Annotated in this window: 15 protein-coding genes; 9 read left to right on the forward strand and 6 right to left on the reverse strand. The window is 60.4% G+C overall.

Annotated elements, in window-relative coordinates:
* Positions 1–25: 25 nt before the first annotated feature.
* Positions 26–898, forward strand: coding sequence for a Tim44 domain-containing protein (locus tag K5R88_RS20855; protein WP_192229995.1), 873 nt, complete (start codon positions 26–28; stop codon positions 896–898).
* Positions 899–1035: 137 nt separating this feature from the next.
* The gene (locus K5R88_RS20860) at positions 1036–1443 is read left to right on the forward strand and encodes an SMI1/KNR4 family protein (protein WP_003187120.1); all 408 of its coding nucleotides are present in this window, start codon (positions 1036–1038) and stop codon (positions 1441–1443) included.
* Positions 1444–1464: 21 nt separating this feature from the next.
* On the opposite strand, the gene K5R88_RS20865 is transcribed toward K5R88_RS20860, so the two are convergent.
* Positions 1465–3228, reverse strand: coding sequence for a cation:proton antiporter (locus tag K5R88_RS20865; RefSeq protein WP_008027455.1), 1764 nt, complete (start codon positions 3226–3228; stop codon positions 1465–1467).
* A 201-nt stretch (positions 3229–3429) separates the two neighbouring features.
* Between K5R88_RS20865 and K5R88_RS20870 the strand changes: the two genes are divergently transcribed.
* On the forward strand, positions 3430–3912 hold the full coding sequence (locus K5R88_RS20870) for an acyl-CoA thioesterase (RefSeq protein WP_008027457.1): 483 nt from the start codon (positions 3430–3432) through the stop codon (positions 3910–3912).
* A gap of 107 nt (positions 3913–4019) precedes the next feature.
* Here the strand turns inward: K5R88_RS20870 and pdxY are convergent, their stop codons facing one another.
* Positions 4020–4892 (reverse strand): pyridoxal kinase PdxY, encoded by an 873-nt coding sequence (pdxY, locus tag K5R88_RS20875; RefSeq protein WP_008041336.1) that lies wholly within the window; start codon positions 4890–4892, stop codon positions 4020–4022.
* A gap of 120 nt (positions 4893–5012) precedes the next feature.
* Here pdxY and K5R88_RS20880 point away from each other — a divergent pair, with 120 nt between their 5' ends.
* Entirely contained in the window at positions 5013–5426 is a 414-nt protein-coding gene (locus tag K5R88_RS20880; RefSeq protein ID WP_008027461.1) for a DUF3301 domain-containing protein, read from the forward strand.
* Here the strand turns inward: K5R88_RS20880 and K5R88_RS20885 are convergent.
* On the reverse strand, positions 5423–6388 hold the full coding sequence (locus K5R88_RS20885) for a CobW family GTP-binding protein (protein WP_226298283.1): 966 nt from the start codon (positions 6386–6388) through the stop codon (positions 5423–5425). The two genes, K5R88_RS20880 and K5R88_RS20885, sit on opposite strands and share 4 nt — an antisense overlap.
* Positions 6389–6415: 27 nt before the next feature.
* Here K5R88_RS20885 and K5R88_RS20890 point away from each other — a divergent pair, with 27 nt between their 5' ends.
* Entirely contained in the window at positions 6416–6772 is a 357-nt protein-coding gene (locus tag K5R88_RS20890) for a hypothetical protein (protein WP_008027465.1), read from the forward strand.
* A gap of 4 nt (positions 6773–6776) precedes the next feature.
* Here the strand turns inward: K5R88_RS20890 and K5R88_RS20895 are convergent, their stop codons facing one another.
* Both K5R88_RS20895 and zigA read right to left on the reverse strand, forming a co-directional pair.
* A complete protein-coding gene (locus K5R88_RS20895) occupies positions 6777–7427 on the reverse strand; it encodes a DUF1826 domain-containing protein (RefSeq protein WP_223538713.1) in 651 nt (216 codons plus the stop codon).
* Positions 7427–8635 carry a zinc metallochaperone GTPase ZigA gene (gene zigA / locus K5R88_RS20900; protein WP_226298284.1) on the reverse strand — a complete coding sequence of 403 codons (1209 nt, stop codon included), beginning with the start codon at positions 8633–8635 and terminating at the stop codon, positions 7427–7429. Before zigA ends, K5R88_RS20895 begins: the two co-directional genes overlap by 1 nt.
* A gap of 144 nt (positions 8636–8779) precedes the next feature.
* Here zigA and K5R88_RS20905 point away from each other — a divergent pair, with 144 nt between their 5' ends.
* Positions 8780–9157, forward strand: a complete 378-nt coding sequence (locus K5R88_RS20905; RefSeq protein ID WP_226298285.1) for a glutamine synthetase — start codon at positions 8780–8782, stop codon at positions 9155–9157.
* On the opposite strand, the gene K5R88_RS20910 is transcribed toward K5R88_RS20905, so the two are convergent.
* On the reverse strand, positions 9154–10350 hold the full coding sequence (locus tag K5R88_RS20910) for an N-acetylmuramoyl-L-alanine amidase (protein WP_226298286.1): 1197 nt from the start codon (positions 10348–10350) through the stop codon (positions 9154–9156). The two genes, K5R88_RS20905 and K5R88_RS20910, sit on opposite strands and share 4 nt — an antisense overlap.
* An 85-nt stretch (positions 10351–10435) precedes the next feature.
* Between K5R88_RS20910 and folE2 the strand changes: the two genes are divergently transcribed.
* The 3 genes from folE2 to K5R88_RS20925 are packed head-to-tail and all read left to right on the forward strand — an operon-like array spanning position 10436 to position 12863.
* Positions 10436–11332, forward strand: coding sequence for a GTP cyclohydrolase FolE2 (gene folE2, locus K5R88_RS20915; protein WP_226298287.1), 897 nt, complete (start codon positions 10436–10438; stop codon positions 11330–11332).
* Entirely contained in the window at positions 11329–11997 is a 669-nt protein-coding gene (locus K5R88_RS20920; protein WP_226298288.1) for a metal ABC transporter ATP-binding protein, read from the forward strand. Before folE2 ends, K5R88_RS20920 begins: the two co-directional genes overlap by 4 nt.
* A complete protein-coding gene (locus K5R88_RS20925) occupies positions 11997–12863 on the forward strand; it encodes a metal ABC transporter permease (RefSeq protein WP_008041350.1) in 867 nt (288 codons plus the stop codon). Before K5R88_RS20920 ends, K5R88_RS20925 begins: the two co-directional genes overlap by 1 nt.
* The last annotated feature ends 9 nt before the right edge of the window (positions 12864–12872 follow it).

Genomic DNA, 12872 nt, shown 5'->3' on the forward strand with positions numbered 1-12872 from the left:
CCATCCACAAATGGGAATTCCCTTTATGAAACGTTTTCTTAGCATCGCCATGGCGTTGTGCATCGGCCTGACGATGAGCCTCGACGCCAACGCCAAGCGCTTTGGTGGCGGCAAGAGCTCCGGCGCTGCGCCGACTCACCAGACCAGCCAAATGGCTCCTTCTTCTGCTGCAGGTGGCGCTGCTGCCACTGCGGGCGCGGCCGGTGCCGCTGGCGCTGCCGCCAAGGCCGGCGGTGCTTCGCGCTGGCTCGGCCCTCTGGCCGGTATCGCGGCCGGTGGCCTGCTGGCTTCCATGTTCATGGGCGGCGGCTTCGAAGGCATGCAGATCTTCGACATCCTGATCATGGCCGTCATTGCCTTCCTGGTCTTCCGTTTCATCGCCGCTCGTCGTCGCAAGCAACAGGAGCACCTGGCTCCGGCTGGCGCCCCGATGCAGCGTGAAGTGTTCGAGCAGAAACCAAGCGCCATGGGTTCGATCTTCGGTGGTTCGGCCGCTCCGGCTGCCGCTCGTCCGGTCATCAACGCGCCAGCCTGGTTCAATGAAAAGAACTTCATTGAAGCGGCCCGCAACCACTTCCAGTCCCTGCAGCAACACTGGGACGCCAACGAAATGGACAAGATCGCCGAGTTCGTGACCCCGCAGCTGCTTGAGTTCCTCAAGCGCGAACGTGCCGATCTGGGTGAGGGTTTCCAGTCCACCTACATTGATAACCTCAATGTTCAACTGGATGGCGTCGATGATCGCGCCGACAAGACCATCGCCACCCTGACCTTCAGCGGCGTGTCGAAAACCTCGCGTTTCGACCAGGGCGAAGTGTTCAGCGAAAGCTGGAACATGGAACGTCCACAGGGTGAAAACCAGCCTTGGCTGGTTGCCGGTATCCGCCAGAACGGCTGAACCGACCTGCGTTAAATGTGTCGCAACAAAAACCCCGGCCTCGGCCGGGGTTTTCTATTTCACGGTTGCATCTATAGCGAGCTACTGTATAAACCGCCCCAACTAAACCGCGCCATACAAGCAAGAGGATCCCGGACGTGGAAGAAATCATCGAACAACTGCGTGAAGCCAACGAACCGGTACCGGTCCCCTTGGAGCTGCCCGACGAAGATCTGCTGGTCGAAATCGAAGAACAACTGTTCATCGACATCCCATTTGTTTTCAGAGAATTTTTGCTGACCGTCAGCGACGTGGTCTACGGCAGCCTGGAGCCGGTGACCGTCACCGACCCGCAATCCCACACCTACCTGCCGGACGTTGCCGCCAACGCCTGGGACGCCGGTGTCGATCGCAGCCTGATCCCGATCTGCCAGGACGGTGACGACTACTACTGCGTCGAAGAAGACGGCACTGTAGTGCTGTGGCAAGCCGAAGAAGAGCTGATCGCCGAAGAAACCTGGGAATCGGTGTGGCACTGGGCACGAGACGTCTGGCTGGAAAGCTGAGCCGTCTGACGCGCCGCGTGGTCAATGCCCCGAAGATTCCTTGTGATTGTCCAGGGTTTCCAGCAAGGCCACCTGCATCCGCGTGTGCACGCGGATGAACCAGCGCCAGAGCAGCGCCGCCACGGCGGCCGCGACCACGACAATCAACACCAGCAACTTGTTGGTCGGCAGAATACTGGCCGACAAGGCTGCCAACAGCAGGAAGATCACCAACAGCGAAAGGATCGGGATCACCTCGGCGATCACCCGACGCACTCGCTGCGTGTGACGGCCGGCCATCTCCGGTTTCACGCCCATCTCCGCCAACAACATCGACAGCGCCTTGAGCTTGCGATAGGCGGCGATGAGGAACGGCAGCGACAACAGCAATGCCCCTCCCCAGATCAACGCCTTCTGCCAGCTTGGGTCGCTGATCCAGTCCTGCAAATAGGGCGACATCCGCTCGGCAAAAAAAGCGCCCGAGAAGAAAATCGCAATCACCAGCGCCAGATTGACCCCCACCTGCAACAGAATCCTCCGGATCATCGACGCCAGTAGCGCGCCCTCGCCCTGAGGCTGGATGCTGCGCAGCCATTCGCCATACATCCCCAATACGCGGCCCAACCGCTGCGGCATCACGCCAGCCAGTTTGATCGACAGCGGATCAGCCGCGCGGATCAGATACGGCGTCAGCAGCGTAGTGATCACCGACACCGCCACGGCGACCGGGTAGAGGAAGTTGCTGGTGACCTGCAGGGTCATCCCCAGTGCCGCGATGATGAAAGAAAATTCGCCAATCTGCGAAAGCCCCATCCCCACGCGCAGTGAGGTGCGTCCGTCATTGCCGGCGATAAAGGCACCGAGGCCACAGGACAACATCTTGCCGAGCACCACAGCGACGGTGATGACTGCGATTGGCCAGGCGTATTGCAGCAGGATCATCGGGTCGAGCATCAGCCCGATGGCGACGAAAAAGATTGCACTGAACAGGTCGCGAACCGGCTCGATCAGGCGCTCGATCTTCAGCAACTGTCGCGACTCGGCCATGATCGCGCCAATCAGGAACGCGCCGAGCACCATGCTGTATTCCAGCTTGACCACCAACAGGCAGAAGCCGAAACACAGGCCCAGCACGGTGATCAGCAGCATCTCGTTGCTTTCGAATTTGGCCACGTAGGCCAGCAGGCGCGGCACCAGCAGAATCCCGATTACCAGCGCGACGATCATGAACAGCGAGAGCTTGCCGACCGTGGAAAACACTTCGCCGGAACTGACCGTGCCACTGACCGCGATGCTCGACAGCAAGGCAATGATGCCGATGCCGAGAATGTCCTCGACGATCAGTACGCCGAAAATCAGCTGCGCGAAACGCTCGTTTTTCATCTTCAGGTCATTGAGTGCCTTGACGATGATGGTGGTCGAAGAGATGGCCAGGATCGCGCCGAGGAACAGCGAGTCCATGGTGTTCCAGTCGAACCAGCGGCCGATTTCGTAGCCGATCCAGATCATCAGCACGATTTCCAGGAACGCCGCGATAAACGCCGTGGCGCCGACCTTGAACAGTTTGCGCAGGCTGAACTCCAGGCCGAGGCAGAACATCAGGAAAATCACCCCGAGTTCGGCGAGGGTCTTGATGGTTTCTTCGTCGTGGATCAGCCCGAAGGGTGGCGTGTGCGGGCCGATGATGAACCCGGCGACGATGTAGCCGAGGACGACCGGTTGTTTGAGGCGGTGAAACAGTACGGTCACCACGCCTGCGACCAGCATGATCACTGCCAGATCCTGAATAAAACTGATGGCATGCATGGCGTGGGGCTCCTTAAGGTCGACTTTCGGAGGTTAACACCGCGACTTCCGTCAGAAAGGCGGTGCAATATATGGAAACAGATCGATCCGGCGTGACGGCGATCACCCGCCCGGCGTCCCGATAACTGTGGTTTGAAAAAACCGAACAGGCACCCGCAGAGGTGCACTCCTCCGAAACCTGCCTTGAACCGTGAGAACGTTATGGAACCCGGAAACGCCCAGCTGTCGATGACGGTACTGATGACTCCCGACATGGCCAACTTCTCTGGCAATGTCCACGGCGGCACCTTGCTCAAGTACCTGGACGAAGTGGCCTACGCCTGCGCCAGCCGCTATGCCGGCCGCTACGTGGTGACCCTGTCGGTGGATCAGGTGATTTTTCGCGAGCCGATCCATGTCGGCGAACTGGTGACCTTCCTGGCGTCGGTCAACTACACCGGCAACACCTCCATGGAGGTCGGCATCAAGGTGGTGACCGAAAACATCCGCGAGCGCTCGGTGCGCCACACCAACAGCTGCTTCTTCACCATGGTCGCGGTGGATGACGACCGCAAACCCGCCGCCGTACCGCCGCTGCAACCGCAGAACAGCGAAGACAAACGCCGCTACATGCAGGCCCAGCAGCGTCGGCAGATTCGTCAGGAGCTGGAAAAGCGGTATCAGGAGATCAAGGGCGACGCCTGATACGTTTGACCGTTAAATCGCATTCGCGGGCAAGTCGGATCGCCGCACCGCTCGCTCCTACAGGGATCGCATACAAACTGTAGGAGCGAGGCTTGCCCGCGAAGCTTTTAAAGGCTGATCGCGGTGGCTTCAAACCGCACTCGCGGATGCGCAATCCGGTCCTGCGCCCGCACCAGCTCCAACTCATAACTGGCGCACGCCTGGGTCTCCAGCAGCACTTCATGCACCGCCGACGCAGCAAATTCGAACGCCGCCACCAAGCTGTCTCCCAGCAGTACACGCGCCAGAAACAGGCCGGATGTCAGGTCGCCAACGCCCACCGGCTGACGCGGAAACGCCAGCATTGGACGTCGCAGGTGCCAGCTGCCTTCGCTTGTCACCAGCAACATCTCGAACACATCCTCCGGTTTACCGGGATAGGCCAGATGCTTGACCAGCACCGCCTGTGGACCACGCGCCAGCAACGCTTTCGCCATGGCCAGGCAATCGAACAGCGACTGCGGCTTGCGGCCCGAGAAGCTGTCCAGCTCCAGCTGGTTCGGGCACATGAAGTCCGCCATGGCTGCCGCTTCTTCCAGCAGAAAATCGCTGACTTCGGCCGGTACGCTGCAACCCTTTTCTGGATGGCCCATCACCGGGTCGCACAGATACAGTGCCTTGGGATTCATCGACTTGATACGCGCCACGCCCGTCAGGATCGCCCGGCCCTGGGCTGCACTGCCGAGGTAACCGGACAACACCGCATCACAATTGCCCAGCTCGCCAATCGCTGCGATGCCCTCGACCAATTCGGGAATCTGCTGCGGTGCCAGCACGTCGCCCGCCCATTGCCCGTATTGGGTGTGGTTGGAGAACTGCACGGTATTGAGCGGCCAGACATTCACCCCGACCCGCTGCATCGGGAAAACCGCGGCGCTGTTGCCAGCGTGGCCGAACACCACGTGGGACTGAATGGCGAGCAGATGGGGCGTACGTTTCATGCGGTGAGTTTTCCGTAAACCGATTGAAATTCAAGCCGCGCAGTATGCGACTAAACGCAGCCTGTACGACAGACCGGCGACGCAGTTAAGCTGACACTATCTAGTTGGAGCACCCTGTTGATGCTGACCCTCGGAAATATCTTCGTGCTGATGCTGCTCGCCACTGGCGGCGCGTGGCTGTGGCACAACCATGGCTTGCGCGAGCGCGCGCTGGAGCGGGTCAAGCTGCATTGCGTAAAGCTCGGGATCGAGTTGCTGGACGGCAACGTGGCGCTGAAAAAAATCGCCTTCATCAAGGATGCCAACGGGCGGCGACGCTTGGCCCGCGTGTATAACTTCGAGTTCACGGTGACTGGCGAAACCCGCCACAACGGCACCATCACCCAGTTCGGCGCCCACAGCGCGCAGATCGAACTGGCGCCCTACCCGATGCCGTTCGACGACACGCCTCCGGTGGTCGACGTGGCGAAGCCACGCGCTGAAGTGATTGAGCTTAGTCAGTGGCGGCAAGAACACACAAAATGGCGTCCTTAATTCAACCGGCAGTCGGCCAGTGCGCTCTGCAATGAATCAATCTCCTGCGGCTCGCTGAAGATCAGCTCGATCCGTGAATCCCGACGCCATTCGCTGGACTGCCAATCCAGCGTCGAGTTATCCAGGGCATTCGCTGAAACCCAGCCGTCGCTGCTGTGGATAACCAGCTTGGCACGTCGCCACGTAAGGCTTTCAAGCCATCGGCCAACGCGCGCGGAATCGAATGTCTGGCTCGGATGCCAGCGCCAGCCAATGCTCCAGCCACCCTCCTGCTCCTGACTCAAGCAAATCGGCACCTCGGGATCGGTCCAGACGGTCGGCATCTGCGCCATTCCTTTGGGTTGGATGAAGTTATCCACACCCGCCACAGCCTTCGCCTCCAGGCCGGGCAACTCGCTCAATGGCAACCGCGCCTGTTGCGTCCAGTACACGCGCCGCGCCGGCAACTGCGCAACGATTCGCTGCCGATCGCCTGTGTCGAGGTTTTCCGACTTGTTCAGCAGCAACAGCCCGGCGCTGCCCAACGCCTCCTGCTGCGTCACAGGCAGCGGTTTGCCGGCGGCGAGCGCTTGGGCATCCAGCACCAGCACGCTGGGCTGAACGGCCAGCACACCCAACCACGGCGCCTCTTGCAATTGCCTGAGCAACTGCGCCGGATGGCCCAGCCCGGACGGCTCGATAAACAACCGATCCGGCCGCGCCTTGCGCAGCAAACGTCCGAGGCCGATCTGAAACGGCGCACCATTGACGCAACACAAACAGCCCCCGGCCACCTCACCCAGTGCGATACCATCGGCGTCCCGGGTCAGCAACGCAGCGTCGAGGCCGATCTGGCCGAACTCGTTGATCAGCACCGCCCAGCGCTCGTTCGCCGGCCGCTGCGCCAACAGATGCTTGATCAAACTGGTCTTGCCTGCGCCCAAGGGGCCGGCAATGACGTGCGTGGGAATGTTCTGCAACATGGTCGGTGTTTTCTGAGGAGGTAAAGGATGCGGTTGATTGGCTGGACGTTGCTTCTGGCGCTGGTTTGCGGCGAGGCGCTGGCCCAGGCTTGCGTAGTACATAGCACGGCTGAGCGACTCGACGTAAAAGTCTGCCAGCAGAACCGCAACATCCCGGAAAAGCTCTTCGCCGACGGGTTCTGCCAGCCCAACCTTGCAGGCCAGAAAGTCGACGTGCAATACGTCGACCAATGCCCCGGCGGCGCATTCGGTGTGTGCAGCAACGCCCAAGTCGCCAATATGCCTTACCGACAGGATATTCACTATTACGGCGTGGCCACCGACGCGGCGTACCTGAAGCCGTTTTGCGAAGGCCAGAGCCAGGGCAACTGGCTCAAGCCTTGATCCGCTAACCCAACCAGTCGAGGGTCAGGATCAAACGGCGCTCGCCCGGCGCGGGTTGCGGCGAGCGGTGGATCAGGCCAAAGCCTTCGTTGCCGTGCCATTTCTCGCCCTTGAGTAAAGCCACGTAACCGCTGCCGATGTGCTGGATCAGCGAATCATCCGTGGGTTCGGCTTCGGGTTTGCTCAATTGGCGGCGATCCATCGCCCCTTCCTTCAACCATTCGCTGCCGATTCCGGCGTACGTGGTGATCAAGCGCACGGGCACATGATCGACGTGAAAACGCGGGCACATGGCCTTGTCCAGAACCCGTAGACGCACGCCGATACGCTTGGCGCCCAACAGGCAGGCGAATGCGCTGACCAACCAGGAAACGTCGGCGATAAAGCCTTCGTAGCCCTCAAGATCGTTGAAGCCCGAGGCCAGTCCTTGCAGATTGGGCTCGGTGTCGTCAGCGGGCATTTCCAAAACCAGCGACTCGGCCAATGGCTCGTTCAGCGACAGCAACAAACGGCCGAAATCGGCGATGTGCACCGGGAGTCGGCGCTGCCAAATGGCGAGGTTCACGCCGTCGTCCAGAATCCGTGCGAGGGCTTGCGGCGTCTCGCCCTGAACCTGACTAATGACCGGTCGTAACTTCAAGGTCGGCGCCAGCATCACGCGGCTTCCTCTTCATGCCAGGGGCCAAACGGATCTGGCAACAATCGCCAGCCCTCGACGCCGGACGCCATTTCTTCATCACTCAGCAGGCAGTCGTCGAGTTCCGCAGTGAGTAAGTTGAAGTCGATGTTCTGGCCAATGAACACAAGTTCCTGCCGGCAATCGCCAGTGGCGGCGGTCCAGTTTTCCATGATCCCGGCGGTGCTCTCTTCGTCCTGGGGCCATTGGGTTTTCGGCACGAAACGCCACCAGCGTCCGGCAAAACCATGACGCATCAAACCGCCCGCCTGAGACCAACTGCCCGCGTCCATGGGTTTGCTCGCCAGCCAGAAAAAACCTTTCGAGCGCAGCAATTTGCCGTTCACCCACGGACGGTCGATGAAGCTGAAAAAGCGCTGTGGATGAAACGGCCTGCGTGCTCGATACGCCGTGGAAGCGATGCCGTATTCCTCGGTTTCCGGCACGTGCTCGCCGCGAAGCTCCTGCAACCAGCCTGGCGCCTGCGCCGCTTTTTCAAAGTCGAAACGACTGGTGTTGAGGATCTTTTTCAGCGGGATTTCGCCCATGACCATCGGGATGATTTCGGCTTGCGAGTTCAAACGCTCGAGGATCGCGATCAGCTCCTGACGCTCGCGGCTGCTGATCAAATCGATCTTGCTGATCAGGATCACGTCGGCGAATTCGATCTGCTCGATCAATAGGTCGGTGATCGAGCGCTCGTCCTCTTCGCCCAAGGTTTCGCCACGCGAGGCGAGGCTTTCGGCGGCCTGATAATCGAGCAGAAAGTTCATGCCATCGACCACAGTGACCATGGTGTCGAGACGTGCAATGTCGGCCAGGCTTTGCCCTTCTTCGTCGCGGAAAGTGAAGGTTTCCGCCACGGGAAGGGGTTCCGAAATGCCGGTGGATTCGATCAGCAAGTAATCGAAGCGGCCGTCCCTGGCGAGTTGGCTGACTTCTTCGAGCAGGTCTTCGCGCAAGGTGCAGCAGATGCAGCCGTTGCTCATTTCCACGAGTTTTTCTTCGGCGCGGTTCAGGGTGACATCACGCTGAACTTCGCTGCCATCGATGTTGATTTCGCTCATGTCGTTGACGATCACGGCGACTCGCAGGTTGTCGCGGTTACGCAGCACGTAGTTGAGCAGCGTGCTTTTGCCGGCGCCGAGAAAGCCCGACAAAACGGTCACGGGGAGACGATTGGGCATCAGGTAGTCCTCACAGGAGATGCCCGGTCGCAGTGTCGGGCTTAATTCAATGTTATAGTATAACAGTGCAATTAGACCACTCCCCTCTTGCCGGCAGTGACAAAGGGCAGGATGCTGAAGCCCGTTCGCCCCGAGAGAAACCCCATGCGCACTGCCTTGAAATTAACGCTGATGAGCGTTTCGTTGCTGCTCGCCGTAGACGCCTGGGCGCAAATCCCGAGCCTGGCCAGCTGTACCCGCAGCGCTAACCTGCTGGCCTGCGTGGATGCCGACGGCAACGCTTACAGCGTCAACACCGTCGGCAGCACGATCTACTTGCGAGGCTTCGAACGGGCGGGCAAGCGCTATTGGGCGCAAACCAACAGTCGCTACGGGCAACTGACATTCTTCACAGGGATCGCTTCCGACGGCGAAGCCTGGGTGGGCTACAACCGTCGGGTTGGCTGGACCACCATCACCCGGTTTTCCAGTTCCGGTGGCAGCAGTGCCAGGTTCACTTGCAGCCGGATCACCGGCTGCTAGGCCTGCGCTTTTTGCTGTTCCTGCTGCCAGGCGATGTAACTGTTGACCGGCGGATTCTTCTGGAAGTAGCGCTGTAATCCTTCGAACAATCCGTCAGCCACGGCCTGCTGATGCCGCGCCGTGACCAGCCGCTGACTGTCGCGAGCGTTGGAAATGAAGCCGGTTTCCACCAGGATCGAAGGCACGTCCGGCGATTTCAGCACGGCAAATCCTGCCTGCTCCACGCGCTTCTGATGCAACGTGGTGATGCCCGCCAGACTGTCGAGCACGGTGCTGCCCAACTGCAAACTCGCGGCAAGGGTGGCGTTCATCGACATGTCGAGAATCACCCCGGCCAGCATCGGGTCCTTGTCCTTGAGATTGAGCAGGCTGGTGGCGCCCAACAGGTCCGCGCCGTTCTCTCGCTGCGCCATGAAGCGCGCCGTGGCCGACGTCGCTCCGCCCTCAGACAAGCAATACACCGACGCGCCAGAAGCCGTGAGACGCGGCGCCGCATCGGCATGCACCGAGATGAACATATCGGCATTGTGTTTGCGGGCGATCTCCACGCGCTTGCGCAGCGGGACGAAGAAGTCGTCGTTGCGCACCAGTTTCACGTCGAAGCCCTTCTCCCGTTTCAGCCGTTTGGCCAGCAGCTGAGCGATGGACAGCACCACGTCTTTCTCACGCTCACCTTTGGCGCCGACCGCGCCCGGGTCTTTGCCGCCATGGCCGGGGTCGACCACCACGATGATGTCCCGTTTTGGGTGAGCCTTGTCGATGGCTGCCACGGGCGCGGCGGCTATTTGCAAGTGTGCCGCTGTCTTCAGGTCGAGCACCAGCCGATGACCCTGCCCGTCCTGCGGCGGCAACAAAAAGCTGTTGAGCTGCACCGGGCCGCTGAGGTCGAGGACGATCCGCGTATCGCCCTGACCAAAGTGCCCGGAGCGGATCGAGCGAATCACCGTGTTGCCAAGTACCAGCTGACTGAAGTCGCCACTGAGGTCGGCGCCACTGAGGTCAATGATCAGCCGCTCAGGCGCGCTCAGTGAAAAGGTTTTGTACTGCACCGGCCCGCTCAGATCGAACACCAGGCGCAACTTGTCATCCGAGCGCCAGAGCCGCGCGTTGCGAATTTGCGTGGCGCCAACACCGAAGGGCAATGCGAAGGCCGCGCTGGCCAGGATCAAGTTGAGCAAGTGACGTCTGTGCATGGTGAAAGCCGCTCGTGAAAAAGGCGTAGTCGATTTTAATGTAATAACATAACATGTCGAACCGACTTCCACGATGGACCTGCTCATGAATGCGCTGACTCTGCCGGATATCGCCGCGCAGGCCTCACGCCAAGCCCTGCCACTTGAATGGGTGGGCATGTGCGGCATTGCTCTTCCAGTTTTATTCGATGGCCAGCGATTGAGCGCGAAGGCCGATGCGGGCGTGAGCCTCGATGATGGAGAAGCGCGCGGCATTCATATGTCGCGGCTGTACCTGGCGCTGGAAATGCTCGAACAGGAACGCCTGACGCCCGCCCTGTTGCGGCGTGTCCTGCAGCGATTTCTCGATACCCATGAAGGTCTATCCAACAGCGCTTACCTGAACATTCACGCAGATCTACTGCTCAAACGACCAGCGCTGATCAGTCCATTGTCCGGTTGGAAATCCTATCCAGTCAGCATCAATGCGCGTTTGAAAAACGCGATGTTCCACGTGGAACTAAACATCGACATCCCTTATTCCTCAACTTGCCCCTGTTCAGCTGCACTGGCGCGGCAGTTGATTCAGCAGCAATTCGTCGACGACTTTGCCAACCAACCACTGCAACACGCCGATGTTTTGGCTTGGCTCGGCTCCACAAAAGGCATCGTTGCCACGCCTCACAGCCAACGCAGCAATGCGCAGTTGAGGCTGCGCCTCGATGATTATCTTGATGACCTGCCACTGATTGCGCTGATCAACGACGCCGAAGCAGCCCTCGGCACCGCCGTGCAAACCGCGGTAAAGCGTGCCGACGAACAAGCCTTCGCGCTGGCCAATGGTCAAAACCTGATGTTCTGCGAAGACGCCGCTCGCCGTTTGAATCTGGCGTTGAGGCGCTCGCCCGGCATCAATGCCTTCCACTTGAAAGTCGTCCACGCCGAGAGCCTGCACGCCCACGACGCCGTCGCCGAAAGCCGATGGAATTGGGAGGCCGCATGATTCGCTGCGAGGCGTTGCGCTGGGGTGCACCGGGCCAACCGCTCACGCCGCCGGTAGATTTCGAACTGAACCAAGGCAGCCTGACCGCCGTGATCGGCGCCAACGGCTCAGGCAAAAGCAGCCTGCTGAAAGTCATCGCCGGCCTGCAAAAACCACTGACCGGCAAAGTGATCCTGGATGTTCCACGCAAAGGCTCACTCTCGTTCCTTCCCCAGCAACAGCACCTCGACCGGCAATTCCCGATCAGTCTGCAAGAGTTGGTCGCCGCGGGTTTCTGGGGCAGCAAGCAATCCCCCGAAGTCCGAAGCCAACGCCTTAAAGCCGCACTGGAAAACTGGTGCCTGACCGGTCTGGAACAGCGCCCATTGATGGCCCTCTCCGGCGGCGAATTGCAGCGCGCCCTGCTCGCCCGATTGAGCCTCGCCGAAGCGCCCTTGCTGTTGCTCGATGAACCTCATGCTGCCCTCGACGAACTCGGTCAATCACTGTTGTGGAGAAACATCCACGCCTGGCACGCCGAAGGTCGAACCCTGGTGGTCGTGTGTCATGACCTCGCCGCCGTGCGCCTACACATTCCTCAAACGCTGCTGATCAAAAGCAGCGGCTGCGTCCTCGGTTCGAGCACCGAGCTTATCCGCCAACAACCACAGACGCAGGTGGCCTGATGCTCGCCGCTGCCCATCTTTGGCAACCGTTCCACGAGTTCGTGTTCATGCGCCGAGCACTGCTCGGTGGATTGGTGTTGGCCTGCAGCACGGCACCGCTCGGGGTGTTTCTGATTCTGCGACGCATGAGTCTGATCGGTGACGCGGTTGCTCACGGCATCCTGCCCGGCGCCGCGCTCGGCTTCTGGTTTGCCGGGCTGAGCTTGCCGGCATTGACCTTCGGCGGCCTCGGTGCGGGCTTGAGCATGGCCGGGCTCGCGGCATGGATCACTCGCCGCACCGGCCTGCGAGAAGACGCGAGCCTCGCTGCGATCTACCCCATCTCACTCGCCAGCGGCGTGCTGATCCTCGGCATCGCCGGCAAACGCCTGGACCTGCTGCACCTGCTTTTTGGCTCGGCGTTGGCGGTCGACGGTCCGACGTTGACCGGCATGTTGTGGGTCTCAGGGCTCAGCCTTATCGCCATGGCGCTCATCTACAAACCGTTGTTGCTGGACACCCTCGACCCACTGTTTCTGCAAACCGTCAGCCGTCTTGGTCCCCTGGCACACGGCGTATTCCTGACATTGGTGGTGCTGAATCTGGTGATCGGATTTCAAGCCATTGGTGCGTTGATGGTCGTCGGTCTGATGATGTTGCCCGCCGCCGCGTCGCGTTTCTGGAGTCGACGCTTGCCCGTGTTGATGGCCATCGCCGGACTCCTTGGCTGCCTCTCGGTGTGGCTCGGCTTGTTGCTGTCGTTCTACTACTCGCTGCCCAGCGGCCCGGCGATCGTGCTGGTGGCTGGCGGCGGGTACCTGCTGTCCGTGGTGTTCGGACCGGTGCACGGCTTGCTGCGCCGCCCGCCCTTGCTCACATCCCAATGAGGTGTTTCC

The sequence above is a fragment of the Pseudomonas sp. MM213 genome, from assembly GCF_020423045.1.
Lineage (GTDB): Bacteria > Pseudomonadota > Gammaproteobacteria > Pseudomonadales > Pseudomonadaceae > Aquipseudomonas > Aquipseudomonas migulae.